Source organism: Paraburkholderia sp. J67 (assembly GCF_905220265.1).
Taxonomy (GTDB): Bacteria; Pseudomonadota; Gammaproteobacteria; order Burkholderiales; family Burkholderiaceae; genus Paraburkholderia.
The window spans coordinates 1-26016 of record NZ_CAJMZK010000044.1 but is presented as its reverse complement, the minus strand read 5'-3'; the positions used below and the strand labels follow the sequence as shown (position 1 = coordinate 26016).

The following is a 26016-nucleotide window of genomic DNA, read 5'->3' as shown; positions in this document are numbered from 1 at the left end:
ATGGCGGTGGCGATGCGCGCGCTGCGGCCTCATGAGCTGCGGCCTCTTTTCTAACACGCCTATTTATTACGGACTACGTTGCAAAATAAATCGTGCTGATCGAACGCTTCAAAGATCAACGCGTGAGACCGGGAATCCACGACGTGCCCGCCAGCGGCACGCGCGCCATCGCCGCTGCTTCCACCGTGAGCGCCACGAGGTCTTCCGGCTCCAGGTGGTGCACGTTCTGCTTGCCGCAGGCGCGCGCGATGGTGGTGAGTTCCATCGTCAGCGTCTTGAGGTAGTTGCGCACGCGGCGCGCGCCCTCTTCCGGCTCCAGACGCTTTTCGAGCAGGGCGTCCTGGGTCGTCACGCCCACCGGGCACTTGCCCGTATGGCAGTGATGGCAGAAACCGGGCGCCGTGTTGAGCGCTGCGTAATCCGCCACGGCCGAATGCAGCGCGCCGTTCTGGAAGTAGCTTTCGCTATTGCAGCCCAGCGCCATCAGCACGCCCTGGCCAATCGCCACTGCGTCCGCGCCCAGCGCCAGCGCCTTCGCCACGTCCGCGCCCGTGCGGATGCCGCCCGAGACGATCAGTTGCACCTTGCCCTTCATGTTGAGATCTTCGAGCGCATCCACGGCCTGACGCACCGCCGCCAGCGTGGGAATGCCCACGTTGTCGATGAAGCAGCTTTGCGTAGCAGCCGTGCCGCCCTGCATGCCGTCGATCACCACCACGTCCGCGCCCGCGTGCACCGCCAGCTTTACGTCGTTGAACGTGCGCGTGGCGGCGACCTTCACGTAGATCGGCTTTTCCCAATCGGTGATTTCGCGCAGTTCCTGGATCTTGATCGCCAGATCGTCGGGGCCGGTCCAGTCGGGGTGACGGCTCGCCGAGCGTTGATCGACGCCGGCGGGCAGCGTGCGCATCGACGCCACGCGCGGGTTCACCTTCTGCCCGAGCAGCATGCCGCCGCCGCCCGGCTTCGCGCCCTGGCCGATCACGACTTCGATGGCGTCCGCGCGGCGCACGTCGTCGGGATTGAAGCCGTAGCGCGAGGGCAGGCATTGATACACCAGCGTCTTCGACGACTGGCGCTCTTCCTGCGTCATGCCGCCGTCGCCCGTGGTGGTCGAGGTGCCCGCCGCCGTGGCTGCACGGCCGAGCGCTTCCTTCACGTTCGCCGACAGCGCGCCGAAGCTCATGCCCGCGATGGTGACCGGCGTGTCGAGCACGATGGGCTTCTTCGCGTAGCGCGTGCCGAGCACGGTCTGCGAGCTGCACTTCTCGCGATAGCCTTCGAGCGGATAGCGCGAGAGCGAAGCGCCAAGGAACAGCAGATCGTCGAAGTGCGGCACGGTCTTCTTCGAACCCAGTCCGCGAATTTCATAAAGACCGCGCTGTGCGGCAGTGTGGATGTAGTCGATGGTCTTGCGGTCGAAGGTGCTGGACTCTTCCTGTTGCAGACGCGCGAAATGAACCGGTTTGGTTTCCATGGGGACCTTCTCGATCTATGAGGTTCAATATTCCTGGTCCGCGTCCGCGTTCCAGTGGTAGAGCGTGCGAGCCGAAGCGATGCGGCGGAATTGCACCGGATCGTGATCCATGCCCGCGGCGTCGAGCAGCCCGCGCAGCGCGCTGATATCGGCATCGGTCATCGGCTCGAACTGTGCGTCGGCGCCAAGCGACTTCACTTCGCCCTTCACATACAGCACTGCTTCGTAGAGCGAATCGCCCAGCGCATCGCCCGCGTCGCCGCAGATCACGAGACGCCCGGCTTGCGCCATGAACGCCGAGAAGCTGCCGACCGAGCCGCCCACCACAATATCGCCGCCCTTGAGCGAGATGCCGCAGCGCAGACCCGCATCGCCGTCGATCACGAGCAGGCCGCCGTGCGCCGAAGCGCCCGCGCCATTCGAGGCGAAACCGCGCACATGGACCTTGCCGCTCATCATGTTCTCGCCCACGCCGGTGCCGGCGCTGCCTTCGATCACGATGGTCGCGTGCTTGTTCATGCCGCCCGCGTAGTAGCCCGCATGGCCTTCGATGCGCACCTGCACGTCGGCGTCCACGCCCACTGCGATGTTGTGCGCGCCGTTAGGCGAGGTCGCGCTCACTTGCTGGCCTTTCAGCGCGGCCGCGTCGCCGTGCAGGTACTGATTCAGTTCCCGCACGCCCTGTTTTTCCAGGTCGAAAATCACGCCTTCCATACGTACATCTCCTCGGGTGCGGGTTCGAATACCTTTGCGTTGCGAATGTCGGGCAGATGCGCGAGCGAGCGGAACTCGGACGCGATCGCCACGTAGTCGTCGTTTTCGGCCACGACAGCGGGCTTGCAGGCGAACGGATCGCGAATCAGCGCCAGCTCGTTCGACGTGCCCATCAGGAACGTGTAGAAACCGTCCAGTTCCTCGAAGCCCTTTTGCAGCGCGGCGGGCAGCGTATCGCCTTCACGCAGGCGCCATTCGAGGAAGCGGCACGCGGCTTCCGTGTCGTTGTCCGTATCGAAGTGAATGCCGAGCGGCTCCAGCTTGCGGCGCACGCCATAGGGGTTCGAAAGCGAGCCGTTGTGCACGAGGCAAAAGTCCTCGCCCGCCGTGAACGGATGCGCGCGATCGGGCGTGACCGCCGACTCCGTCGCCATGCGCGTATGCCCCACCAGGTGCGAGCCCTTGAGCTTCGAAAAGTCGTAACGCTCAGCCACTTCGGCGGGCGAGCCGATGTCCTTGTACAGATCGATCGAGCGCCCCGTCGAAAGCAGATAGAGCTTCGGATACTGCTCGGTGAGCCAGGCCTTCACGAGGTCCGCGTTGCCTTGCAGCGTGATCACCGCGTGGTTGGACTTCGCGTCGATGCGCGCGGTCACGTCCATCGCGCGATTGAGCTTGTCCAGCAGCGCCTGCCACGGGAACTGCGCGCCTTCCTCGGTGAACCCCGAGTACACGCTCAGTTTTCGCTGGCTCGCATCGACTTCCTTGCCGAACACGGCGAGACCCGCCGAGTCGGGACCGCGCTCGGTCATGCCGATCAGCATCGGCACCATCAGTTCGCCGAGCCGCTCGCGTAGCGCCGGCGTTTTCACCAGCAAGCCTACGATTCCGCACATAAGTGTTCTCCTTAGAAAAATTCGAGGTAGCTCTTGAGTTCCCAGTCGGAAACGTGGCGCATGTATTCGAGCCATTCCATGCGCTTGAGCTTGATGAATTCCTGAGCGACGGGGCCGAGCGCTTCGCAGATCAGCGTGTCCGCTTCGAGCGCGTCAAGCGCCTGTTCGAGGTTTTGCGGCAACACGGTGATGCCGTGTTCGGCAAGCTTCGCGGGCGACCACTCGTAGAGGTTTTCGTTGGACGGCGCGCCCGGATCGAGTTCGTTTTCGATGCCGTCGAGACCGGCCGCCAGCACCGCCGCCGTCGCCAGATACGGATTGCACGCGCCGTCGGGCAGACGTAGTTCGATGCGCTCGCCGGGCATGCGCACCATCGTCGAGCGGTTGTTGTCGCCGTAGCTCACATAGGCGGGCGCCCACGTCGCGCCCGTGAGCGAGCGGCCCACCACGAGACGCTTGTACGAATTCACGGTGGGGTTGCACAGCGCGGTCAGCGCGGGTGCGTGCTTCAGCAGGCCAGCCGTAAACTGGTAGCCGAGCTTCGAAAGACCCATGCCGAGGGAATCGCTGGGATCGGCAAACAGATTGCGCTTGCCGTCGCCGATCGACATGTGCATATGCATGCCGTTACCCGGGCGGTTCGCGAACGGCTTGGGCATGAACGAGCAGATCATGCCCAGATCGTTGGCGATCTCGGAGGCGGCCATCTTGAAGAACACGTAGTGATCGCACGACGTCAGGCAATCCGTGTACGTGTAGTTGATCTCGAACTGACCGTTGGCGTCCTCGTGATCGATCTGATAGACGTCAATGCCAACCGCGCGCATGGATTCCGTGAGACGTTCGAGGAACACCCGCGTGCGCGAGAGACCCTTGTAGTCGTAACAGGGCTTGGCGAGCGTATCGCTCGGATCGCACGGCTCGAGCGTGCCCGACGCCGAGCGGCGCAGCAGCGAGAATTCCGGCTCGAGACCCGTGAACAAGGTCCAGCCGCGTGCGGCCAGGCGCTCGGTCTGACGCTTGAGCGTGACGCGCGAATCGAAGGCCCAGGCCTTGCCATCGACATGACCATCGCAGACGATGCGCGCCACACCCGGCTGCCACGGCACCGGCGTGAGCGTCGCGAGATCGCCCACGGCCATGTAGTCGGGACCATTCGGCTCGATGCCCACGCCCCAGATCGCGAAACCGGCGAAACCGGCGCCGGCCTTGAGCACGCTCTTCAGATGGGCGAGCGGCACCGACTTGGCCTTCGCGACACCGTGAATATCGACGAACTGCGCCAATACATATTTCACGCCTTGCTGGCTGAGCCAACCCTGCGCGTCCTCGGCCGAGTCAAAGCGCGGCACACCGGCTGGCTCATTGAGCGGCAGCTTGCCCGCATCGTTCAGATTCATCGCTACTCCTTGCAACTACTGCATTGGCGGTTGAAAGAGGCCGTGCGCGAGGCACACGGCAGTTACGCTGGATTCAGGCCAGACCGCCATTGCGGGGACGCCGGCCGGTACTGCCCAAGTGCGCATTCACTGCGCGGGTTCTGGAACTGCTTTTACTGCCATGCAACAATGCTTCCTGCAGTTAAACCTCCGGTGCGCACGAAGGCGATGCCTCATCCTTGCGTGCCGGTCTGATACCCTTGCAACTTTGCGCCGGGACCGACCATGCACACCGTGGACGACAGCAAAACACCACTCGAACGCTACCTGGGCGCGACGCTGCGCGAACTGCGCCTGCGCCACGGCCTGACCATCGCGCAGGTCGCCGACCAGGCCGGCATCAGCCGCGGCATGCTCTCGAAGATCGAGAACGCACAGACCTCAACCGGACTCGACGTCCTGAACCGCATTGCCCAGACCCTGGGCGTCTCGCTCTCCACGCTCTTTCGACACTTCGACGTACCGCAGGGCGGTGCGCAACTCGTGAAGAAAGGCGCGGGGATGGAGGTCGTGCGCAAAGGCACCAAACGCGGCCACACCTACCATCTGCTCGCTTACGACCAGGGCCCGCGCAAAGCCTTCGAACCCTTTCTCATCACCATGGAAGACGAGGCGGAACGCTTCCCGACCTTCGAACATCCGGGCACCGAGTTCATCCACATGCTCAAGGGCGTACTCGAATACCGTCACGGCCAACACACCTACGTCCTGCATCCCGGCGACACGCTCACCTTCCAGGCCGACATCCCTCATGGCCCCGAGCGCCTCATCAAGACGCCCATCCAGTTCCTGTCGATCTTCATCTACCCGCCGGGGGCCGCCGAGTAACACGCGGCCCGTTTGCTCTTTCTTATGCAATCTCCGTGCCAAGTTTATCTCGGTGAATCAAAAGTTCCTGTAGATAAACATCTGGCGCGCACTTGCGGGTTTTGCTGCTTCTGCGTCCTGCTTGCCGTGCACCGTTTGATGTTGCCTTCCTGCCTGCTAACGGTGCGCGGCGTTCCTGCCTGCGGAGCGTCCCTGCACTGAAACGGGACGGCCGCTTACGCTTCTGTATCAGTCTTGCTTATGCAACCGCCGGGGCGAGATGTGTCACGGCGTCGAGCGCCGCGCTGACCATGCGGTGCAAGGTTGGCTGTACGGCTTCAGCGCGATCGCTCTTGTAGTCGAACGGGGCTTGCTCGTTCATGTAGGTCGATTGGCACATTTCCAGTTGGATCGCGTGGATGCCGGCTGCTGGCGCGCCGAAGTTACGCGTGATGTAGCCGCCTTTGAAGCGGCCGTTTGCTATCCAGGTGTACGGGCTAGTTGCCATTGCCGCTATTGCTGCGTCCTGCACTGTGCTTGCGCAGGTTCGCCCGTCCAGGGTGCCTAGATTCAGGTCCGGAAGTTTGTCCGCGAATAGGCGCGGTAGCACGCTGGCTATCGAGTGCGCTTCCCAGAGCAGGACGTTTGCGTGGTGCTCGCGCAGGCGGGTGAGTTCTGTGCGCAGCGCGTCGTGGTAGGGCTGCCAGTATTGCGCTACGCGGCGGGCTTTTTCTGCTGCGCCTGGCGCACTGTTGGGCTTGTAGATCGGCTCGCCACGGAAGGTTTCATTTGGGCATAAGCCCGTTGTCGTCTGGCCTGGATAGAGGCTCTCATCATTCGATGGGCGGTTCAGGTCGATCACGTAGCGCGAGATTCTTGCGCCGATTATCGTCGCGTTTAGCTCTTTTGCGAACGCGTATAGGCGGTCTAGATGCCAGTCTGTGTCTGCTACCGTGAGCGCTTCTTCCGTGTAGTTCGGGCGCAGTTCCGCCGGGATTTCGGTGCCCAAGTGCGGTATCGATATCAGGAGCGGCGATGTGCCGCGTTCTAGCGAATATAGTTCGGTCATCTGATTTCTCCTCTTCGGTTTTGACCAGGCTATTTTTCGCAGCTCCTCCGGCGTTGGCCTTTCCTTGTTTTCTTGTCGGTCTATTAGCGTCGCCCCTGTGCGGGGCAGCACCTACTTTTCTTTGCCGCGGCAAAGAAAAGTAGGCAAAAGAAAGCCGCTCACACCGCTAGTGTGACGAAGTCCACAAACCGCCTTTTAGGGGGAAAGGTATAGGTGCGTCTGCCATCTCGCACCACCATACTTAGTGACAAGGCCGTCATTCATCCGGGGGCGCTACGCGCCCCGTGGGGCATAACCGCAAACCGAAGGTTTGCTAGAACTCGCGCAAATGCCTTTAGCAAGGGATTTCCCTTGCAGACCCGTCCGCTGCGCGCGTAGCGAGCAGCGGGATGAATGAGTCCTTTGTCACTTTGTTTGGTGGTGCGAAATGACGGATGCTCCTATACCATTCCCCCTATACGGCTGGATGTGGACTGCGTCACACTGGCGGTTTGAGCGGCTTTCTTTTGCCTCCTTTTCTTTGCCGCGGCAAAGAAAAGTAGGTGCCGCCCCGCACAGGGGCGACGCTAATAGACCGACAAGAAAACAAGGAAATGCCCACACCGCAAGAACCACAAAAAAACCTAAAGCAAAGCATCCTCAGGCAGCTGAGGCAACGCGCGCATAAGCGCGGGCCGAATAGTCCCATCGAGCACGCCACGCGTGAGCGTAACGATTTCCTGCCCAAAAGCTTCCCACTCCCCCTGCCTGTGCAACAAAAAGAAATCACGCCGCCCAAGGCGCCCAGCGGGTAAGGGCAACACGGCGATATCGGGCAAATAATGCCGAGCCTGCCACAAACAAAGTGGCGTAGAAATAGCAAACCCGAGCTTGGCGGCCACAAGACTTAACAAAGGATCCGTAGCATCAAACTCATACCGCCGGGGGCTATTAATACCCAGATGCCGCGCATACCTCTCGACTTGCTGCCCAATAACCGACCTCGCGGTATAGCGAATCAACGGCAATTCAAGCGCGAGCGTACGCCAATCGACATTGCGCCGCTCGGCGAGCCACGCCCTCGACACCACCACAACGAAGGCTTCAGAAAACAGCGGCACCTCAACAATCCGCGCATCGTTAAGCGTAGTCTGCGTGCACACAGCAAGATCAAGCTCGCGATCGTGCAACTGCTTGCTCAACCCCGGCGTCAAGCCGGACCAAAGAGCAATTTGCCGCGCCGACCCAGAAACAGCACGGATAAGCTCAGGCCCAACAGTAGCCGCAAACGAATCGACACACCCCAGCCGCACCGGCAAAGTCCCCGCATGCGAAGCATCGCCAATCCGCGTACTCACCATCTGCGCATGCTCCAGCAACGCGCCCGCGAGTTCCAACAGCGCTCGCCCTGCAACGTTCGGCCGCGGCGGCCGACTTTCCCGATCGAACAGCGTGACCCCTTGATCACGCTCCAAGGCGGCAATCGCCTGACTCACGGCACTCTGGCTCACGCCCAGTTGTTTCGCGGCGCCCGTCATCGAACCGGTCTCGCACACCGCGAGAAAAGCCTGCAAGGCATTCAGATCAATAGGCGCCTGGGTGCGTCTCATAACGACTCCGTGGAAATCCCGTGCAAAGCCCGTCCGGATACCCCGGACGCTCAACCGGCACCGCGTTGGACAGCATCATGCCGCGCCATGCACCGTTCGCGCCGAGGATGAGCGATTGCGCTCGTTGTCCATAAGTTTGCCTAATACAAAAAAACCGTGGGCAGCCAAGTCCCAGAATTCGTTCCATCGTCCACCCACGGGGGCCCCATGAGCCACTATGACTATGTCGTGATCGGTGCCGGTGTGATCGGCACGTCCGTCGCCCACCATCTCGCCGCGCTCGGCGCGAAGAGCGTGCTTGTACTCGATCAGGGCACGATCGGCGCCGGCACCACCTCGCAGTCCTCCGGGCTGCTGCGCACCCACTATTCGGTGCGCCAGAATGTCGAACTCGCCCGGGCCTCCTGGTGGGCGTTCAATAATTTCGCCGATTACCTCGGCGACGACGAAGCCTCGTGCGGTCTCGTCAAATGCGGCTACATGATCGCCGCGCCCGATGGCGACAAGCTCGATCCGCTCGCCGCCTCGCTGCGCGCCCAGCAGGACATGGGCATCGAGGTGCAGTTGCTCGACCGCACCGAGGCGCAGGCGCGTCTGCCCATCGCCACCTTCGACGACGCCGCGCTGATCGGTTTCGAGCCCGAAGCCGGTTTCGCCGATGCCTATCTGGTGGCGACCAGCTTCGCGCGCTCGGCACGCCGCCGTGGCGTCAAGATCATGGAAGGCACGCGCGTGACCGGCGTGGTCCGCGAAGGCCGTCGCGTGGTGGGCGTCGAAACCACCGCAGGCCGCTTTAGCTGCGGCACGCTCATCAGCACGCAGAACATCTGGACGCCGGAGCTAGCCGAGTGGATCGGCGTGCCCCTGCCCGTCAAGCCCGAGCGTCACACCGTGCTCGCGCTCGAATGCGAGGCCGCGCCTTACACCTTCGCGATGCCCGCCTTCAAGGATCTCGGCTCGGCGGGCATGCTGTATTTCCGCAGCTATGGCGGCAGTCAGATGCTTGTATCCGAAGGCGTGGTGGGCGACACGCTCAACGCGCCCGAGACCGAGCAGGGCGATATCTCGCTCGACTATGTCGCCGAGGTGGGCGCGCAGGTCGCCGAGCATTTCCCCGCCTATGAGACGGCCGGGCTCGCCTCATCGTGGACCGGCGTGTACGACGTCACGCCCGACTGGAATCCGGTGCTCGGCAGCGTCGCCGATGTGGAAGGCCTGACGGTGGGCTTCGGCTTCTCGGGCCACGGCTTCAAGCTCTCGCCGGGTATCGGCAAGCTGCTCGCCCAGCATGCGCTCGGTCTGCCCACCGATGTTTCGCTCGACCCGTATGCGCTCTCGCGTTTCGAAAGCGGCGCGCTCCTGACCGGCAAGTACGGTCTGGGCGCGGTGTCGTAAAAGCACAAAGGACAACACCATGACTATCCGCATTCTCGTGCCCGTCAAGCGCGTGGTCGATCCGAACGTGCGCGTGCGCCTGAGCGCCGCCGGGGCAATCGACACGGCCGGGCTGAAGATGTCACTCAATCCGTTCGACGAATGCGCGCTCGAAAAAGCGCTGCAACTCAAGGAAGCCGGCGTGGCCACGCACGTGACAGTGCTCACCTGCGGGCTGCCCACGCATCAGGACGTATTACGCACCGCGCTCGCGATGGGCGCCGACGACGCCGTGCTGATCGACACCGGCGCGGCCACCGCGACGCTCGATTCTCTCGCCGTGGCGCGGCTGATCGCGGCGCATATGAGTGAGGTCGAATACGGCCTCGTGCTGTGCGGCAAGCAGGCCATCGACGGCGATATCGGCGGCGTGGCGGCAATGCTCGCCGCGCTCCTCGGCTGGCCGCAGGCGCTCAATGCAAGCGCGCTCGATGCAGCGGATGCCGGCTGGCGCGTGAGTTGCGGCGACGATGCGGGCACCTCCACCTGGCAGCTCGACGGCCCCGCTGTGGTGAGCGCCGATCTGCGTCTGGCCGAGCCGCGCCGCGTGACACTGCCAAGCATCGTCAAGGCGAAACAGAAGCCGCTCGCCACGCGCGAAGCGGGTGTGCCGCTCGATGCGCAAAGCCGTCTGGTCGCGCTCAACGATCCGCCCGTACGCGAGCCGGGCGTGAAGGTGGAAGGGGTCACCGCGTTGCTGGACGCGCTGGCCGGTCAACGTGTGTTTGAAACCGCAGGAGCATGACGATGAGAACACTGGTACTCGCCGATGGCGATCTGGGCGCGATCTCCGACGCCACCTTGCGCGTGGTGGGCGCAGCAGCCGCACTGGGGCAGCCCGTCGATGTGCTCGTATTCGATGCGGCAAGCGCCTCAGCAGCGGCTCAAGTGAGTGGCGTGGCGCGCGTGTTGAGCGCTTCGGCTGGCGACGCCGACACACTCGCACCCGAAACCGTGGCGGCCCAATTGCAAACGCTCGCGCCGCAATATTCGACGATCCTCGCGCCGCATCGCGCACGCGGCCGCGCCGCGTTGCCGCGTGCAGCAGCGCTCACCGGCGGCGCTTTCCTCGCCGATGTGATCGCGCTGCGCGAAGGCGCCCAATTCGTGCGCGGCCTCTACGCCGGGAGCGTGATCGCAACCGTTGCCAGCGCAACCACATGCACGTTCGCCACGGTGCGTCCCACTTCGTTCGCGCCCGCGGACGCGCAAGGCGGCACGGCGGAAATCGTCGCGCTCGAAGCGCTCGCGCCGTTCGCCCGCACGCGTCTGATCGAGCGTCGCGCCGCCGAACAGAGCGGTCAGGATCTGGGCAACGCGCGTGTCGTGATCGCAGGCGGACGCGGTCTCGCCTCGCCCGACAACATGACGCGCCTCGGCCGTCTGGCCGATTCGCTGGGCGCGGCGCTCGGCGCCTCGCGCGCCGCCGTCGATGCGGGCTATGCGCCCAACGCCGCGCAGGTCGGGCAGACCGGACGCAGCGTCGCGCCCGATGTCTACGTGGCGTTCGGCATCTCCGGTGCGATCCAGCATCTGGCGGGCATGAAGGATTCGAAGTTCATCGTCGCCGTGAACAAGGATGCGGACGCGCCGATTTTCTCGGTGGCCGACGTGGGCCTCGTCGGCGATCTGTTCGACGTGGTCGGCGCGCTGGAAACGCGTGTCGGGAGCCCGGCATCGAACGAGGAGTCCCGCGCATGAACGCCCGCCTGCCCGCCATTTCGCCCGACGCTTCCACCACCCAGGCCGCCGATGCGATGACGGCCGTGCGCTTCATCGACTGCACCCGTCTCGTGCCCGAACCCTGGGCGAACGGCGGCGGCGTCACGCGCACGCTCGCGCGCGGGCCGGAACAAGGCGGCGCGGCGGCGTGGCGCGTGAGCATCGCCACGCTCGACGGCCCCGCGAAGTTCTCGCAGTTTCCCGGCTACGACCGTACGCTGCTGCCGATCGACGACGGCATGATCGACCTGCGTTCGCAGGACGGCCAGTTGCTCGCGCGCGCGGGCCAGCCCGTGCACTTCTCCGGCGATCTGCATGTGTGGGTGAATCTGCCCGCGCGGCCCGTGAACGTGCTCAACGTCATGTGCCAACGCGGCGCGGCGCGCGCCCGCGTGAGCGTGGCCGCGCATTCGCTGCGCGTGACGCCCGCCGCCACGCATCTGCTGGTGAGCCTTGCGGGGCAATGGAGCCTCGAAAGCGCGCTGTTGCGCGGCGTGACGCTCGCACCGCTTCACGCGATGTGGATCAGCGGGCGGCCCGAGGAACTCGCCTTGCGCCCCTCTGGACCGGGCGCGCAACTGGCGTCGATCGCCATCGACTCACTGAAGGCCGACACCCAGGGGCAATCGCGATGACGACGCAGGCGCTCATCGAGCAATACGGCCCGCGCGAGTCGATGGAATACGACGTGGTGATCGTCGGTGGCGGCCCGGCTGGGCTGTCGGCGGCGATTCGCCTCAAGCAGCTCGCAGCGGAGAAAGGCGCCGAGATCGGCGTATGCGTGCTGGAAAAAGGCTCTGAAATTGGCGCGCATATTCTCTCGGGCGCCGTCATGGATCCGCGCGCGATCAATGAACTCTTTCCCGACTGGAAAGAGCAAGGCGCGCCGCTGAACGTGCCCGTGACGGAAGACAAGTTCCTGTTCCTGTCGGCAACGGGCGCGAAGTCCGTGCCGAACTGGGCGCTGCCCGACAACTTCAAGAACCACGGTAACTACGTCATCAGCCTCGCGAACGTGGCGCGCTGGCTGGGCCAGCAGGCCGAAGCACTGGGCGTCGAGATTTTCCCGGGCTTTCCTGCGGCTGAGGTTCTGTACAACGACGATGGCTCGGTGAAGGGTGTCGCCACCGGCAACATGGGTATCGGTAAGGATGGCGAACCAACTGAGAACTTTCAGCTTGGCATGGAGTTGCACGCGAAGTACACGCTCTTCTGCGAAGGCGCGCGCGGGCATCTGGGCCGTCAACTGAACGAGCACTTCAAGCTGGGCAAGGACGCCGATCCGCAGGTCTACGGCATCGGCATCAAGGAACTCTGGGAGGTCGATCCTGCGAAGCATCAGCCGGGCCTGGTTGTTCACACTGCCGGTTGGCCGCTCGAAAGCGATACGTACGGCGGCTCGTATCTCTATCACACCGAGAACAACCAGGTGATGGTGGGCTTTGTCGTCGGCCTGGCTTATACGAATCCATATCTCTCGCCGTTCGAAGAATTCCAGCGCTACAAGACGCACCCGGAAATTCGCAAATATCTGGAAGGCGGCAAGCGCGTCTCCTACGGTGCGCGCGCCATCACGGCGGGCGGCCTGATGTCGCTGCCGAAGCTCGTGTTCCCGGGCGGCGCGTTGGTGGGTGACGACGCGGGCTTCCTGAACGCCTCGCGCATCAAGGGCAGTCACGCGGCGATCAAGACGGGGATGCTCGCAGCCGAAGCGGCATTCGAAGCCGTGCAGACGGGTCGTCAGAGCGATGAGCTGAGCGCCTATCCGGAAGCGTTCAAAAAGTCGTGGCTGCATGAAGAACTGTACAAGGCACGCAACTTCAAGCAGTGGATGAGCAAGGGCCTGTACCTGGGCACGATCATGGTCGGCCTGGAGCAAAAAGTGCTGGGCGGAAAGGTGCCCTGGACGCTGCATCACCGGCATCGCGATCACGAGATGCTCAAACCCGCTTCCCAATGCAAGCCGATCGAGTATCCGAAACCTGACGGCAAGCTCACGTTCGATCGCCTCTCTTCGGTGTTCATTTCGAACACGAACCACGAAGAAAATCAGCCCGCGCATTTGACGCTGAAAGACGTGAACGTGCCGGTCGGGATCAATCTCAACCTGTACGCGGGACCGGAAGCGCGCTTTTGCCCGGCAGGCGTTTATGAATTCGTGAAGGACGATTCGAACGCCGACAAATTGCAGATCAACGCGCAAAACTGCGTGCACTGCAAAACCTGCGATATCAAGGACCCGACGCAGAACATCGTCTGGGTCACGCCGGAAGGCGGTGGCGGTCCCAACTATCCGAACATGTAAGCAAACCCGCACCGACACGACTAAAACGGCCTTTTCGCTCCCGCCGGGGCGCGAAAAGGCCGTTTCGCATTTTGCAGCGCCATGCCTCAGAGGCATGCCCGCCAGCTTCCAAAGTCTTTTCCCTCGCCGCCGCAGCCGCCTACATTACGTACCAACACAGGCGTTGCACCGACAGGCAGAATTCCCGCCCCATACGTCCCAGCGATGCCGTGCCGAATCAAGCAGGCTCCCGCAATTCCGTGCAAACCGCATCCTCAAGGACACCGCCATGACCCGCCATACCCACCAAAGCGCCCCGACCCAATACGTGGAAGCCAACGGCATCCGCTTCGCGTATCGCCGCTTCGGCAACCCGCAAGGCGTGCCGCTCGTGATGAACATCCACTTCACCGGCACGATGGATCACTGGGACCCCGCCGTCACCGACGGCCTCGCGCAGCAGCGCGAGGTCATCCTCTTCAACAACGCCGGCATCGCCAGCACCTCGGGCACCGTGCCGGAGCGCTTCGTCGCCGACGTCGATCGTTTCCTCGCTCAAGACGCGGCGTCGCAAGCCTGACGCCCCGCTCATCCGCAATCACACTGCAAGGAGTCTCATCATGGCTACATTGACTGGCAAGACCGCGCTCGTAACGGGCGCTTCACGCGGCATCGGCCGCGCCATTGCGATCTCGCTCGCGAACCAGGGCGCACGCGTGCTGGTGCACTACGGCAACGCGAAAAGCGCCGCCGACGAAGTGGTCGCCGCGATCCGTGCGGCGGGTGGCTTGGCGGAACCCATCGCCGCCGATTTGCGCAACGCCGAAGGCCCGCACGAACTCGCGCGGCAGGTGCGCGAACACGTAGGCGAACGACTCGACATCGTGATCGCGAACGCGGGCATTTCGAAGGCCGCCACGATCGAGGAAACCACGCTCGCCGATTTCGACGATCTGTTCGCCGTGAACGTGCGCGCACCGTTCTTCCTCGTGCAGCAGTTGCTGCCGGTGCTCGGCGACGGCAGCAGCGTCGTGCTGCTCTCCTCGCTCGCGGCGCACGCGGCGGTCGGCAATCTGTCCGCCTACGCGGCCACCAAGGGCGCTATCGATACGCTGGTGAAGCACTTCGCGCAGGCGCTCGGCGAGCGCGGCATTCGCGTCAATGCGATCGCGCCGGGGGTGGTGGAAACCGATATGTCGAACTTCGCCAGAACCGATGCGGGCCGTGATTTCACGCTCGGCATGCAGGCGATGATGCGTGTCGCGCAACCCGACGATATCGCGGGCGCAGCGCTCTTCCTGGCCTCGGACGACTCGCGCTGGGTGACGGGCGATACGCTGCGCGTCGATGGCGGTTCGAAGCTTTGATGCGGGAAATGGCGGGTGGGCGCATCGTGAAGAGGCACCACCCGTTTCTGTAGCCCAAGCTCAATGCAGTACTGGCGGATGCCAGACGAGGGTCGGCGCCAGCAGCGAAAGCAGCGTGAGCACGATCGCCATGCTGCAAAGAAACTGCGCGAACGTGAAGCCGACAAGATCGCGCGCCTTCAATCCGAGAATGCCCAGCAGCGGCAGCATCCAGAACGGGTTGATGAGATTGGGCAGTGCCTCGGCCGCGTTATAGATCTGCACGGCCCAGCCCGCATGCACATGCAGGCGGTTCGCGGCCTCCATCACATACGGCGCTTCGATGATCCATTTGCCGCCGCCCGAGGGCACGAAAAAGCCCAGCACCGAGGAATACACGCCCATCAGCAGCGCATAGGTATGCGTCGAAGCGATGCTCACGAAGAACGTCGACAGCAGGTGACTCAACGTTTCCCCGCTTGCGCCGTGCGCGCCCGTCAGCATGCCTGCGATGGCCCCATAGAGCGGGAACTGGATCAGCACGCCGGCCGTCGCCGGCACCGCGCGCGACACCGCTTGCAGGAAGCTGCGCGGGCGCCAGTGCAGCAACATGCCCGCAAGCAGAAACAGCAGGTTATAGGTGTTGAGCCCCGAGATCGCGGCCAGCCAGTTTTTGGTGGCGAACTCGTTCCAGAGCCAGCCCGCGCCGAGCGCCACCAGCACGAGCGTGAGCGCGGGGCTGTATTCGAGCCATTCACCGGGACGCTCGCGTTGGGGCAAGGGGTTTTCGATCGGCGCGAGCGCGATGCCCAAATGCTGCGCCGTCTTTGCCCGTTCGGGCGCGGGCGCGGTCCACCAGGCGATCAGCGTCGAGCTCGTCACGAGCACGGCGGCAATGACGAGGCTCTGCCAAAGGAACAAGGTCTCGCTGAAGGGAATCACGCCGGTGATGGGTAGCAATGTGGCGGGAATGCTTGCGGCATTGGCCTGCAACTGCGCCGCGGACGAACTGAGCCCCAGCGCCCACGTCGCGCCAATCCCGAGGTAAGCCGCGGCCCCGGCCGCCCGATAGTCCATGCGCAGATCGGCGCGGCGCGCCAGTTCGCGCACGAGCAGCCCCGCGAAGACCAGGCTGATCGCCCAATGCAGCAACGAGGTCAGCACGCTGATGAAGGCGACGTACGCCACGGCGGCGCGGCCGCTCTTCGGCACCTGCGCGGCTCGCGTGACGAGCCGGGCGACGGGTGGCGAACTCGCGATCACGTAGCCGCTGATCGCCACCATTGCCATTTGCATGGTGAAGGGAATGAGGCTCCAGAAGCCGTTGCCGAACGCCACCGACACCGCGCGCGGCGACGCGCCCATCGCCATTGCGCCCAGCGCCACCACCAGCACCGTGAACGCGACGAATACATAGGCATCCGGATACCACTTCTCGCACCAGGCGGTGATGCGAAGTGCGAGTCTTTCAAATAGCGGCGCCCGCTCAATTGATTCGCTATCCGAATCGTTTAAATCAGCAAAAGAAGCAGCGGGCACAACACGCTCAGCACGCGCAAGCGCGCGGTCGATATCGGCGGACATGGCGATTCTCCAGACGGAATGCGACGGTATTGCGCGGGCGGCAACGCCCCAGGCACGAGGCCCGGGACGGCGTTCAGGCATGCGTCAGCCCGGCGTGCACGGAACGCGCGGGACACGCGCCGCCATATCGAGCGAGGCTTCGAGCATCTGCGCCGCGCCGAGCAGCTCGAAATCGCCACGCGGGCGGCCGAGCAATTGCAGGCCCACGGGACGGCCATCGGCGGTGAGACCCACCGGCACCGAGATGGCCGGGCAACCCGTCAGCGTGAGCACGAAGGTGAGATACATCCAGTCGATATATGAGTCGAGCGGCGTACCGTCGATCTCCACGGGGAAGCGCTGCGCGACGGGATAAGGCGCGACCGCGACCGTCGGGCAGGCAAGCACGTCGTATTCGCCGAAAAATGCGGACACGCGATTGAACAGTTCGCCGCGCAGACGCTCGGCGCGCGCGATGGCCACGCCATCCTGCTGCAAGCCCCTTTCGACGTTCCAGATAATCTCGGGGCAGATGCGCTCGCGATGCGCGTCGAGCAAGGGCCCGCGCACGGCGGCAACGAGGTTCGCGCGCAAGGTCTGGAACGCTTCGAAGCCGCCGCTGAAATCCGGGTGATCGTCGTCGACGTGTGCGCCCATCGCGGCGAAGCGTTGCGTCGCGGCACGGCAGATCCGCGCGACCTCGGCCTCCACCCGGCCGATGCCGAGATCGGCCGTGAAGCCCACGCGCGCCGGTGCGCGGGCATGGCGCACCGCTTCGACGAAGGGCACGCTCGCGCGCGGCCAGGAAAGCGGATCGCGCGCATCGAAATGCGCCTGCGCGTCGAGCATGAGCGCGACATCGGCGACGCAACGGCCCATCGGCCCCTCGACCCAGAGCGGGTCGTAGGGCAGCACCGAAACGGGACGCGGCACGCGCCCCACACTCGGCCGCATGCCCACCACGCCGCAATAGCTCGCGGGGATGCGCAGGCTGCCGCCCAGATCGTTGCCGGTGGCGAGCCACACCATGCCTGCCGCCAGCGCGGCTGCCGAGCCGCCCGACGAACCGCCCACGCTCAACTCCGGGTTCCAGGGGTTGCGCGTCGCGCCGAACACCGTGTTGAAGGTGTTCGCACCCGCGAATTCGGGCACGTTCGATTTGGCGAGTACGATCGCGCCCTGGCGCTGGAGGTTGGCGACGGTAAGGTCCGAGTGCTGGACCACGTTGCCCGCGTAGATCGGCGATCCATAGGTGGTCGGCAATCCAGCCACATCGTTATAGTCCTTCACGGCGATGGGCAGCCCCGCCAGCCAGCCCGGCGCGGCGGCGGTCTGCGGATCGGCGCGCGGGAAATCCCGGGCCTGTGTGCGCGCCGCCTCGAAGCGGCGAATCGGCAACGCGTTCACCACGGGATCGACACGCTCGATGCGCGCGATGGCCGCGTCGACCAGATCGAGCGGCGAGATCTCGCGTTTCTTCAGCAGATCCACAGCGGCGCTCGCGCTCAAGGCGCACAGCGCATCCGTGCCTGTTTCAGTAGGCCGAATCGTGTCGATGGTGCTCATGGTCTCCTGCTCCTCATGCATGACGGAAAGGGGTGCGGGCGCGCTTTCGTGCTGTGTCCAGGGAATATGTCCAGTTGCCCGCGCGGTTTCGATCAAGAATAATCAGCGCCTCGTACGCGGGGAAATCACTTCTCGCGATGAAGTTCATAAGCCCGCTTTCTGAGCGACGAGGCCCACGCACATGGACATCCGGCAACTGCGTACCTTCGTGACGGTGGCGCGCCTCGCGAGCGTGACCAAGGCAGCGGAAGTGCTGCATATCACGCAGCCCGCCGTGAGCGCGCAACTGCGCAGCCTCGAAGAAGAGATCGGCGTGCGGCTGCTGTCGCGCACCACCACATCGGTCGTGCTCACGCAAAGCGGCGAGGCGCTGCTCGCGAAAGCCGAACACGCCATCGAAAGTTTCGGCGACTTCGTGCATGCCGCACGGGCGTTTCGCGGGCAGATCGACGGACGCCTGCGCATCGGCATCGTCATGCTCGATCCAGCGGTGCTGCGCGTGGGCAGCCTGCTCGGCGAGATGGTCGCGGCGCATCCGGGGCTCAAGATCGATTTGCAGGTGGGACGTACGAGCTGGCTGCTCGACGCGCTGCGCAGCGCCGAAATCGATTGCGCGATCCTCGTGAGCAACCGCGCGCTGCCGAATGTCCGCACGCTGGTGCTCGATCGCATGACGTTTCGCCTCGTCGTGCCGGCGGCGTGGGCCGATCGCTTCGACGGCGACTCGCTCGATCAGTTGAGTGCGCTGCCGTGGATTCGCATGGCGCCCCGCAGCGGGCATCGCGAACTGCTAGAAGCAATCCTGCGCGACACGGGCATCAAGCCCGTCGAAACGGTGGAAGCCGATCACGAACAGCTAATGCGTTCGCTCGTGGCGGCGGGTGTGGGCGTGGGGCTGCTGCGCGAGGCGCTGGCTGACGAAGCCTGCGCGGCCGGTGAGGCGGTCTGCTTCGGCGAGCATGCGTGCACGACGCAACTGGTCTTCGCGTGGCCCGAAGGCCGCGACGAAGATCCGGCCATTCAGGCCGCGCTGGCCACACTCAGACGCATCTGGACGCTGGACGACGCGGCTTGATGATTGCGGGCGCAACCATCGTCATTCAATCGCTCGCCGCTTCACTCGGCAACACGATGCGGATAACGGCCTCGTTGTCGGTGAACGTCCCGGTGAGCGTGCCGTCGTGGCCCTTGACGATCGCTTGCGCGATATAGAGGCCCAGACCCAGGCCGCCACGATTGGCAGGGTTGTCGAGCGAGCCGCTCTTGAACGGATCGAGCAGGCGTTCGAACGGCACGGCGGGGCGCTCCCGCAGCGCGTTGCGAATCTCGATGCACGGCCCGCCTTGCGCAAGGGTCGCAGTGAGCGTAACCGGCGAGCGCGCATCGCCGTGCTTGCGCGCATTGCCCAGCAGATTGGCGATGGCCTGGGCGAGGCGATCGGCGTCGATGTTCGCGTCGCCCAGGTCATCGGCAATCTGCATCTCTAGCGCCATGCCCGGATGCGCCAGGCGCGTCTGCTCCGCCACCGACTCCAGCAGGTCGCGCAGCGAGACATCGACACGCTTCAGGCCGAGCCCCATGCCCGAGCGAATGCGGCTCACGTCGAGGATATAGCCGATCAGCGATTGCATGCGGCGCGTGGAGCCCTCCACGCGCTTGACCGTGTCGTTGCCCGAAGCGAGGCCCCGCCCCATCAACAGCATCGCCATGTTGATGGTCTGGATCGGGTCGCGCAGGTCGTGGCCGAGCGTCGCGAGCAGCGTAGTCCGCGCCCGTTCGGATTCGCGCATCTGCACCAGCGCGATTTCCTGGAGGATCGAGCGCAGTTCGCGCGCGGCCAGCTGGTCGAATTCCGTCCAGTCACGGCTGCGGCCCGTCACAGTCTGCTTCCAGACTTCGAAGGAGCCGCGCGGCGTGAGGCGCGGGCCGTTCGGCCCCTGGGCCACGACCTTGTCGGGCGGCCCGGCCCAGTGGATCGTTTCGACCAGTTCGTCGCGCAGCCAGATGATCGTGATGCGGCTGTCGCCCAGCATCTGGATCGCGAGGCAACCCGCCACGCGGCCCGCCGCCAGCCCGTGCGCCAACGGCTGCGGCAGTGTCTCGCCCACGCAGGCGCTGGCGAACTGGTCGACGCGCGTCTGCGCCACATGCTGCGCGAGTTCGAGCAGGGTTTCGCGGCTCGCCGCCGTGGCCTTGCCGCGCATCACGACTTCGTTGTCAACCACCAGCGCCACGGCCTCGCAATCGACCAGCGCGGCGATCTCGGGCGCGGCGCGCACGAGGCCGGCGAGCGGCGATTCGGCCTGCGCGAGTTCGCCCGCGATGCGCGTGCGCAGTTCGTGAATGCGGCGGTCGGCTTCGGCGCGATGCTGCGCCTCGATCTGCGCGATCAGGATCGAGACCACCTGGGTGAGCACGGTCGACGAGAGGCGCACCGCATGCGAGGCGCGATACGGCGACATGTGATGGCACGCAAACAGGCCCCAGAGTTGCCCATCGCGCACGATCGACACGCTCATCGACGCCGCCACGCCCATGTTGCGCAGATACTCCAGGTGGATCGGCGAGACGCTGCGCAGCACGGAATAGCTGAGGTCGAAGGGCACGCCCGATTGCGGATGCAGGGCCGGTTCGATCGGCACGGTCTGCGCATTGACATCGGCGATCTGGCGGATCGGATTGAGCACGTAGAGCCGCCGCGCCTGCTGCGGGATGTCGCTTGCCGGATAGCGCTGCTGCAAGTAAGGCGTGAGGTCATCGCGCCTCGCTTCAGCGATCACTTCGCCGCTGCCGTCGGCCATGAAGCGATAGCCCATTACGCGGTCGAAGCCCGTCATCGCGCGGATCGCTTCCGCCGCGGCCTGGAGCAGTTGCGGCACGTCGTCATGGCGCGCGGCCTGCAAACGCTGGATCGCGCGCTGCGCGAACAGGGCGAACTGCGTGGCGGCCGGCGATTTCAGGCTGATCTGCTCGAATTCGACCACGAGCGTGTCGCCCGACCAATGCATGATGAGGTCGAAGCGCTCGCCGGTGACGCCCTTGCATTCGACGCTCTCGCTCGTCATCGCGCGGTCGGCGAGCGCCGCGCGGATCGTCTGGCGCGAGAGCGGGCTCAGATGCGCGTCGGTGATCGCCTCGCCGATGTCGGGCAACGGGCCGAGCCACGCGAACGCGTTGGCGCTGCGCGCGATCAGACGCCCCTGGGCGTCGAAGCACAGCAGCGCGCCATGCGGCTGGATGCGGCCCAGCAGATGAATGGGCTCGCTGTCGCAGTTCGCGACGATTTCGTTGATCTCGGGCTTGTCCACTTCGTGATGATGTCCGCGCGTGTATGCCGGTGGAAGGCCTGCCGTCATGTTCCGGTATTGTCCGCGATTGTCCTTGAAGCCGGTGCGCTTTACCAGTTCGTTGCCCGACAGTTTGTGCAGACCGGCGGCGCGCGCAGGTCGCTCATTCGTCGCCGGGCGCGCCATCCCGCGCGTCCAGCAGTGTGACGAGCGTCTTCAGCAGTTTCTGCGCGGGATAAGGCTTGTCCAGAATCGCCGCGAACAAGGTGGGATGCGCGCGCGCCGAAGCACCGAGCGCCGCGCTCGAAAGAATCACGGGAATATGGGCGAGCGCCTCGTTCGCCTTGAGCGCGCGCGCCAGCTCGAGCCCCGACATGGCCGGCATCATGTAGTCCGTGATCACGAGATCGGGCACGACGCGGCCGATCAGGTCGAGTCCGTCCACGCCATTACGGGCGACATGCACGATATAACCCGCGTCCTCCAGGAAGAAGGCGAGAAAATCGGTGATCAGGGTTTCGTCGTCGACTACAACGATGGTCGTCATTCCGGCTCACTCTCGTTCCCTGCCGCGAGCCCCAAGGGGCTCACTAACCATGCGGCGACTGCTTTCAGAGGGATGGTTTGTCGGAGACTGCTGCGCTGGCATCCCTGATCAATACCGAGGTGGCATTTGGAATAATGAGCTTGGTCAGCGCGGGCGCAAACGCGCTGTCCCGTATCTTGATCACCTTCATGCTCTGATATAGCGAGTCGTCAGCCTCTTCGAGCTGCATGCCAATCACGTTGTCGAACAGGCTCAACGCTTCGGGCGAGGACGTATTCATGGTCGTCGCGCTCAGTTCCTTCGTCTCCCACGTGCACACGGTCGTGACATCCATGACGCGAAGCTGGTTGGTGAGGGCGGCAAGAAACTCCGTGAAGCGGTGGCCGTCGACGCTCGCCCGCTCGAAACCGGCGAGACCATCTATCACCAGACTCCGCACACGGCGTGCCCGCACGGCGTCGAACAACTGGTACGCGAGGCTGTCGATGACGTTCTCGGTCAGCGGATTCCACAGCACGGTCAACGCGCCCGAGGCGAGCAACGCATCCATGTCGATGCCGAGCGCAGCCGCCTTGCTGGCCAGACGCGCCGGCGTCTCGTAGAAGCCGAAGTGCAACGCGGGCTCCTCGGGCGTCGCCAGACGCAGGAAATTCAGGCCGAAGCTGGTCTTGCCGCTGCCGCCGGGGCCCACGACCGCCGTAGCGGAGAACGCGGGCAGGCCGCCCTTGATGCGCAGATCGAGTTCGTCCACGCCGCTCGACACCCGCTTGCTGGGCGCGTGGTCCTGCCCCACGGGGCGGCCATAGAGCGATTCGAGGCGCGGATACACGGTGATGCCCGCATCGCTGATCTCGTAGTGATGCAAGCCGCCCAGCGAGGCGCTGCCGCGCGACTTCGACACGCGCATGCGCCGCACCGTGCGGGAGCCGAATAGCTCCTCCTCCAGTTGCAGCACGCCGTCCACCATCGTGTGTTCGGGGCTCGATTCGTCGATGCGGGCGCTGGTCAGGAACAGCACCGTGCAGCCGCTGAACGCCGCGTGCCCTTGCAGTTCGGCCACGAACGCTTTCACGTCGAGCGAGCTATGCGTGCTCTCGCGTGCATTGAGCAGACCATCGAGGATCAGCATCGACGTGCCCTGGCGCGCCATTTCCTTGCGCAGCAGGTCGACGAGCGCGCTCAGGCCGTCTACGCGCAGCGTGCGGAACAGGCTCAGGTACGAGACTTCCTTGCCGACGAGTTCGGCATCGTAGAACGCGAGTGTCGCGAGCGACTGGAACAGCCGTTCGTGCGATTCGGCCAGCAGCGTGATGTAGAGAACCTTGCCGCCCTGCTTCGCCTGGGCGAAGGCGATCTGGTTGGCGAGGATCGTCTTGCCGGCGCCCGGCCGCCCTTGCAGGATGTAGGCGGACCCGGCAATCAGGCCGCCGCCCAGGATAGGGTCGAGCCCGGGGACATCACTGTGCAACCGCGTCAGAGTCTGAGGCATCGCGTGAGCTGATTCGTCGAAGTGGATGGCCGGAGGCACGGCAGGGAGCTGGCGCGCCGGCGCGCTTGAATGTGCATTATGGGGCAAAGGTCGCGCTCATGGCGACTGACCGGGACGGCCCCAGACGGGCCGCCTCGCGCGAGGCGGCAAGCCGCGGCGGCGTGCAATGCAGCGGTGCTCGACGCGCGCGATGCAATCACCGACACGCATGCCGATTGAGTGTCGAGATTGATCCTCTATGTTCAGGATGTCGATCGATTAAAGCGCATTTATCAGGCGCATTTTTCGTTCCTGCTGGTCGAGGAGATCGGCGGGGAGTGGGCCTTACTGAAGGCCGGCGCCATCGAGATTGCGCTGCATCGCGCCGGGCAGGCGTGCAAGCACAGCGCCAGCGCCTGCACGACGCTCGCGCGCACGACACATCACCTTCCTGGTGCCCGCCGCCCTGCGTTGCCGTGCAGGCCCGCGTCGGGCGAACCACGCCTTAACTGAGCGAGCCCATGCTCGACTGCTGGTAGTTTTGCAGGCCGACCTTGTCGATCAGCCCGAGCTGGGTTTCCAGCCAGTCGATGTGATCTTCGGTGTCGTCGAGAATTTCGACGAAGATCTCACGCGAAACGAAATCGCGCACCGATTCGCAATAGACGATCGCTTCCTTGCATTGCGCCTGCGCGATGCGTTCGAGCTTGAGGTCGCATTCGAGCGCCTCTTTCACGTCCTCGCCCACCAGCAGCTTGCTCAGGTCCTGGAGATTGGGCAGACCGTCGAGCATCAGAATGCGCTCGATGATCTTGTCCGCGTGCTTCATCTCTTCGATGGACTCGTCGTACTCGTGTTTCCCGAGCGCATTGAGCCCCCAATGCTTGTAGAGCCGCGCGTGCAGGAAATACTGGTTGATCGCCGTGAGTTCGTTCTTCAACTCGGCGTTCAGCAAGGCGATAACTTTGGGATCGGATTGCATGACTCTCTCCAGATCGATTATTCAGACTTTTTGTGGTGCTTCGCTTTTCGCTGCTTCAGTGAGACGCATAGCAAGAGGATAGACACTCCGCGCGCGCACTGCATGAACGGGAGTGCCAACGATAAGCATTCTTCTTTCCTGCGATTGCGTTACGCCTGTTTCCCCGTGGGTGCGCAAAAAATCGATTCGGTCCCTCTCTGCGTGAGGCGCACCCTGGTGGTGCGTTTTGCGCTTCGGGCTATCATCGAAGGTCCGGGTTCATGGCTCAAAGGAGAAAACAATGGCTGAACTGGTGACGTGCCTGTGGTTCGATGAAGGCCGCGCGCGCGAGGCGGCGCAGTTCTACGCGGCAACCTTTCCCGATAGTCACGTCGATGCGCGCAACGTCTCGCCCATCGAAGGTATTGGCCAGGGCGACGAACTGACGGTGGAATTCACGGTGCTCGGCCAACGCTTCGTAGGACTGAACGGTGGACCCGGTCACGCGCCGAACGATGCCATCAGTTTCATGGTGCAGACCGATACCCAGGAAGAGACCGATCGCTACTGGAACGCCATCGTCGGCAATGGCGGCGCGGAAATCGCTTGTGGCTGGTGCAAGGACCGCTGGGGCTTCGCGTGGCAGATTACGCCCAGACGCCTGCTCGAACTCATCAGCGGCGCCGACAAGGCCGCGGGCCGTCGCGCGATGGAGGCAATGATGCAGATGAAGAAGATCGATATCGCCGCGATCGAACGCGCGGCGGCGGGGTAATAAGGGGCGCGCCGTGTGCGCGCCCGGTCTGTCTATTCGGCGCCCGCCTGGCGGGATGCGAGCGCTGCGGCAAGCGCGAGAATCTGTTGCGCCCGCAACAACACAGGGCGATCGACCATCTTGCCGTCCACCGTGATCGCGCCCGCGCCGGCGTGGCGCGCGGCTTCGTCCACGCGCGCCGCCCAGGCCAGTTCCTGCTCGCCCGGCCGGTAGACGCCATGCACGGCGTCGATCTGCTTCGGGTGAATGCAGAGCTTCGCGCCAAAGCCGAGCCGCTTGCCGTTGAGCGCATCGTGCCCGATACGCGCGACGTCCTGGATATCGGGCGTGACACCATCTACGGGCGTATCAATGCCCGCCACGCGCGAGATCAACGCAAGCTGGCAGCGATAGTGGTTCAGCGGTTCGCCGTCGTCGGGCATGCCCATTTCAGCGATGAAATCGAGCGTGCCAAACATCAGGCGCTTCACAAACGGCGCCTTCGCGATGTCCATGGCGTTCCACATGCCCTGCGCACTTTCGATCAGCGGATAGACCGGCACGCGGCGGCGTGCCAGCGCGATCGTGGCCGTGACGTCCTCGGCGCTTTCGGCTTTCGGCAAGACGATACCCGCCACGCCGTCGAGCGCACCCAGCTTCGCGTCCTGCTCGAACCACGGCGTCGCGCGGCCGTTGATGCGCACCAGCACGGGTGACTTGCGCGAGACCCAGTTCGCGATGTTCTCGCGCGCCGCCGCTTTCGCAGTGGGCTCGACCGCGTCTTCGAGGTCGATGATGACGGCGTCCGCCCCGCTTTCCAGCGCGCGCTCGAAGCGCTCCGGGCGGCTGCCCGGCACGAACAGATAGGACTGCGGCAAGAACGCGTCCTGACGCTCAGAGGGCATGTCCGAGCTCCGGCACGACTGTGAACAGATCGCCGACGAGGCCGTAATCGGCCACGCCAAAGATCGGCGCTTCTTCGTCCTTGTTGATCGCGACGATGACCTTCGAGTCCTTCATGCCGGCGAGATGCTGGATGGCGCCCGAGATGCCCACCGCGATATACAACTGCGGCGCGACGATCTTGCCGGTC

At 64.4% G+C, this 26016-nt stretch carries 24 protein-coding genes and 1 pseudogene; 11 read left to right on the top strand and 14 right to left on the bottom strand.

All coding sequences use genetic code 11. From position 1 onward, the window contains the following. Positions 1-115: 115 nt before the first annotated feature. Genes U5782_RS39640 through glnT form a run of 4 tightly spaced genes read right to left on the bottom strand, consistent with a single transcriptional unit; the run spans position 116 to position 4487 of the window. Complete coding sequence (locus U5782_RS39640; RefSeq protein WP_322049319.1) at positions 116-1477, bottom strand: FMN-binding glutamate synthase family protein; 1362 nt, start codon at positions 1475-1477, stop codon at positions 116-118. Positions 1478-1501: 24 nt separating this feature from the next. Further along, positions 1502-2191, bottom strand: a complete 690-nt coding sequence (locus U5782_RS39635) for a protein glxC (RefSeq protein ID WP_322049318.1) — start codon at positions 2189-2191, stop codon at positions 1502-1504. Then, entirely contained in the window at positions 2179-3087 is a 909-nt protein-coding gene (locus U5782_RS39630; protein WP_322049317.1) for a glutamine amidotransferase family protein, read from the bottom strand. The genes U5782_RS39635 and U5782_RS39630 overlap by 13 nt, the downstream gene beginning before the upstream one ends. A gap of 11 nt (positions 3088-3098) precedes the next feature. Further along, positions 3099-4487: a type III glutamate--ammonia ligase gene (glnT, locus tag U5782_RS39625; RefSeq protein ID WP_322049316.1), complete on the bottom strand. Its 1389-nt coding sequence runs from the start codon at positions 4485-4487 to the stop codon at positions 3099-3101. A gap of 264 nt (positions 4488-4751) precedes the next feature. On the opposite strand from glnT, the gene U5782_RS39620 reads away from it, so the two are divergent. Further along, the gene (locus U5782_RS39620; RefSeq protein ID WP_322049315.1) at positions 4752-5354 is read left to right on the top strand and encodes an XRE family transcriptional regulator; all 603 of its coding nucleotides are present in this window, start codon (positions 4752-4754) and stop codon (positions 5352-5354) included. Between the two features lie 238 nt (positions 5355-5592). Here U5782_RS39620 and hutG read toward each other — a convergent pair whose 3' ends face one another. Further along, positions 5593-6402, bottom strand: a complete 810-nt coding sequence (gene hutG / locus U5782_RS39615; protein WP_322049314.1) for an N-formylglutamate deformylase — start codon at positions 6400-6402, stop codon at positions 5593-5595. A 623-nt stretch (positions 6403-7025) separates the two neighbouring features. Then, positions 7026-7991, bottom strand: a complete 966-nt coding sequence (locus U5782_RS39610; RefSeq protein ID WP_322049313.1) for a LysR family transcriptional regulator — start codon at positions 7989-7991, stop codon at positions 7026-7028. A gap of 207 nt (positions 7992-8198) precedes the next feature. Between U5782_RS39610 and U5782_RS39605 the strand changes: the two genes are divergently transcribed. The 7 genes and pseudogenes from U5782_RS39605 (at position 8199) to U5782_RS39575 (ending at position 14798) form a co-directional block, all read left to right on the top strand. Beyond that, positions 8199-9386 carry an FAD-binding oxidoreductase gene (locus tag U5782_RS39605; protein ID WP_322049312.1) on the top strand — a complete coding sequence of 396 codons (1188 nt, stop codon included), beginning with the start codon at positions 8199-8201 and terminating at the stop codon, positions 9384-9386. Positions 9387-9405: 19 nt separating this feature from the next. Beyond that, a complete protein-coding gene (locus U5782_RS39600) occupies positions 9406-10170 on the top strand; it encodes an electron transfer flavoprotein subunit beta/FixA family protein (RefSeq protein WP_322049311.1) in 765 nt (254 codons plus the stop codon). 2 nt (positions 10171-10172) lie between these two features. Continuing rightward, entirely contained in the window at positions 10173-11126 is a 954-nt protein-coding gene (locus U5782_RS39595; protein WP_322049310.1) for an electron transfer flavoprotein subunit alpha/FixB family protein, read from the top strand. Then, positions 11123-11782 carry a HutD family protein gene (locus U5782_RS39590; RefSeq protein ID WP_322049309.1) on the top strand — a complete coding sequence of 220 codons (660 nt, stop codon included), beginning with the start codon at positions 11123-11125 and terminating at the stop codon, positions 11780-11782. Before U5782_RS39595 ends, U5782_RS39590 begins: the two co-directional genes overlap by 4 nt. Then, the gene (locus U5782_RS39585) at positions 11779-13452 is read left to right on the top strand and encodes an electron transfer flavoprotein-ubiquinone oxidoreductase (RefSeq protein WP_322049308.1); all 1674 of its coding nucleotides are present in this window, start codon (positions 11779-11781) and stop codon (positions 13450-13452) included. Before U5782_RS39590 ends, U5782_RS39585 begins: the two co-directional genes overlap by 4 nt. A 268-nt stretch (positions 13453-13720) precedes the next feature. After that, positions 13721-13954 (top strand): annotated as a pseudogene (locus U5782_RS39580) (alpha/beta fold hydrolase); the annotation flags it as partial. 97 nt (positions 13955-14051) lie between these two features. Further along, the gene (locus tag U5782_RS39575; protein ID WP_322049307.1) at positions 14052-14798 is read left to right on the top strand and encodes an SDR family NAD(P)-dependent oxidoreductase; all 747 of its coding nucleotides are present in this window, start codon (positions 14052-14054) and stop codon (positions 14796-14798) included. A gap of 60 nt (positions 14799-14858) precedes the next feature. On the opposite strand, the gene U5782_RS39570 is transcribed toward U5782_RS39575, so the two are convergent. Next, the gene (locus tag U5782_RS39570) at positions 14859-16361 is read right to left on the bottom strand and encodes a short-chain fatty acid transporter (RefSeq protein WP_322049306.1); all 1503 of its coding nucleotides are present in this window, start codon (positions 16359-16361) and stop codon (positions 14859-14861) included. Between the two features lie 84 nt (positions 16362-16445). Then, positions 16446-17906 carry an amidase gene (locus tag U5782_RS39565; protein WP_322049305.1) on the bottom strand — a complete coding sequence of 487 codons (1461 nt, stop codon included), beginning with the start codon at positions 17904-17906 and terminating at the stop codon, positions 16446-16448. Between the two features lie 181 nt (positions 17907-18087). Between U5782_RS39565 and U5782_RS39560 the strand changes: the two genes are divergently transcribed. After that, complete coding sequence (locus U5782_RS39560) at positions 18088-18981, top strand: LysR family transcriptional regulator (RefSeq protein WP_322049304.1); 894 nt, start codon at positions 18088-18090, stop codon at positions 18979-18981. Positions 18982-19006: 25 nt separating this feature from the next. Here the strand turns inward: U5782_RS39560 and U5782_RS39555 are convergent, their stop codons facing one another. The 3 genes from U5782_RS39555 to U5782_RS39545 form a co-directional block, all read right to left on the bottom strand. Further along, complete coding sequence (locus U5782_RS39555; RefSeq protein ID WP_322049303.1) at positions 19007-21262, bottom strand: GAF domain-containing protein; 2256 nt, start codon at positions 21260-21262, stop codon at positions 19007-19009. 94 nt (positions 21263-21356) lie between these two features. Then, positions 21357-21740, bottom strand: coding sequence for a response regulator (locus U5782_RS39550; RefSeq protein ID WP_322049302.1), 384 nt, complete (start codon positions 21738-21740; stop codon positions 21357-21359). A 64-nt stretch (positions 21741-21804) separates the two neighbouring features. Continuing rightward, complete coding sequence (locus U5782_RS39545; RefSeq protein ID WP_322049301.1) at positions 21805-23229, bottom strand: RAD55 family ATPase; 1425 nt, start codon at positions 23227-23229, stop codon at positions 21805-21807. Between the two features lie 228 nt (positions 23230-23457). Between U5782_RS39545 and U5782_RS39540 the strand changes: the two genes are divergently transcribed. Further along, positions 23458-23721: a hypothetical protein gene (locus U5782_RS39540; protein WP_322049300.1), complete on the top strand. Its 264-nt coding sequence runs from the start codon at positions 23458-23460 to the stop codon at positions 23719-23721. Here U5782_RS39540 and bfr read toward each other — a convergent pair. Then, the gene (gene bfr / locus U5782_RS39535) at positions 23714-24190 is read right to left on the bottom strand and encodes a bacterioferritin (protein WP_167053010.1); all 477 of its coding nucleotides are present in this window, start codon (positions 24188-24190) and stop codon (positions 23714-23716) included. The genes U5782_RS39540 and bfr overlap by 8 nt on opposite strands. Positions 24191-24470: 280 nt before the next feature. Between bfr and U5782_RS39530 the strand changes: the two genes are divergently transcribed. After that, positions 24471-24944, top strand: coding sequence for a VOC family protein (locus tag U5782_RS39530; protein ID WP_322049299.1), 474 nt, complete (start codon positions 24471-24473; stop codon positions 24942-24944). Between the two features lie 32 nt (positions 24945-24976). Here U5782_RS39530 and U5782_RS39525 read toward each other — a convergent pair whose 3' ends face one another. Both U5782_RS39525 and U5782_RS39520 read right to left on the bottom strand, forming a co-directional pair. Continuing rightward, the gene (locus U5782_RS39525) at positions 24977-25828 is read right to left on the bottom strand and encodes a CoA ester lyase (protein ID WP_322049298.1); all 852 of its coding nucleotides are present in this window, start codon (positions 25826-25828) and stop codon (positions 24977-24979) included. Then, positions 25818-26016 (bottom strand): electron transfer flavoprotein subunit alpha/FixB family protein (locus U5782_RS39520; protein WP_322049297.1); only part of this gene is annotated, 199 nt, incomplete at its 5' end. The genes U5782_RS39525 and U5782_RS39520, both read right to left, overlap by 11 nt.

Coding starts and splice junctions, on each gene's coding strand:
- U5782_RS39640 (WP_322049319.1), bottom strand. CDS start 1,477: ATGGAAACCAAACCGGTTCATTTCGCGCGTCTGCAACAGGAAGAGTCC.
- U5782_RS39635 (WP_322049318.1), bottom strand. CDS start 2,191: ATGGAAGGCGTGATTTTCGACCTGGAAAAACAGGGCGTGCGGGAACTG.
- U5782_RS39630 (WP_322049317.1), bottom strand. CDS start 3,087: ATGTGCGGAATCGTAGGCTTGCTGGTGAAAACGCCGGCGCTACGCGAG.
- glnT (WP_322049316.1), bottom strand. CDS start 4,487: ATGAATCTGAACGATGCGGGCAAGCTGCCGCTCAATGAGCCAGCCGGT.
- U5782_RS39620 (WP_322049315.1), top strand. CDS start 4,752: ATGCACACCGTGGACGACAGCAAAACACCACTCGAACGCTACCTGGGC.
- hutG (WP_322049314.1), bottom strand. CDS start 6,402: ATGACCGAACTATATTCGCTAGAACGCGGCACATCGCCGCTCCTGATA.
- U5782_RS39610 (WP_322049313.1), bottom strand. CDS start 7,991: ATGAGACGCACCCAGGCGCCTATTGATCTGAATGCCTTGCAGGCTTTT.
- U5782_RS39605 (WP_322049312.1), top strand. CDS start 8,199: ATGAGCCACTATGACTATGTCGTGATCGGTGCCGGTGTGATCGGCACG.
- U5782_RS39600 (WP_322049311.1), top strand. CDS start 9,406: ATGACTATCCGCATTCTCGTGCCCGTCAAGCGCGTGGTCGATCCGAAC.
- U5782_RS39595 (WP_322049310.1), top strand. CDS start 10,173: ATGAGAACACTGGTACTCGCCGATGGCGATCTGGGCGCGATCTCCGAC.
- U5782_RS39590 (WP_322049309.1), top strand. CDS start 11,123: ATGAACGCCCGCCTGCCCGCCATTTCGCCCGACGCTTCCACCACCCAG.
- U5782_RS39585 (WP_322049308.1), top strand. CDS start 11,779: ATGACGACGCAGGCGCTCATCGAGCAATACGGCCCGCGCGAGTCGATG.
- U5782_RS39575 (WP_322049307.1), top strand. CDS start 14,052: ATGGCTACATTGACTGGCAAGACCGCGCTCGTAACGGGCGCTTCACGC.
- U5782_RS39570 (WP_322049306.1), bottom strand. CDS start 16,361: ATGTCCGCCGATATCGACCGCGCGCTTGCGCGTGCTGAGCGTGTTGTG.
- U5782_RS39565 (WP_322049305.1), bottom strand. CDS start 17,906: ATGAGCACCATCGACACGATTCGGCCTACTGAAACAGGCACGGATGCG.
- U5782_RS39560 (WP_322049304.1), top strand. CDS start 18,088: ATGGACATCCGGCAACTGCGTACCTTCGTGACGGTGGCGCGCCTCGCG.
- U5782_RS39555 (WP_322049303.1), bottom strand. CDS start 21,262: ATGACGGCAGGCCTTCCACCGGCATACACGCGCGGACATCATCACGAA.
- U5782_RS39550 (WP_322049302.1), bottom strand. CDS start 21,740: ATGACGACCATCGTTGTAGTCGACGACGAAACCCTGATCACCGATTTT.
- U5782_RS39545 (WP_322049301.1), bottom strand. CDS start 23,229: ATGCCTCAGACTCTGACGCGGTTGCACAGTGATGTCCCCGGGCTCGAC.
- bfr (WP_167053010.1), bottom strand. CDS start 24,190: ATGCAATCCGATCCCAAAGTTATCGCCTTGCTGAACGCCGAGTTGAAG.
- U5782_RS39530 (WP_322049299.1), top strand. CDS start 24,471: ATGGCTGAACTGGTGACGTGCCTGTGGTTCGATGAAGGCCGCGCGCGC.
- U5782_RS39525 (WP_322049298.1), bottom strand. CDS start 25,828: ATGCCCTCTGAGCGTCAGGACGCGTTCTTGCCGCAGTCCTATCTGTTC.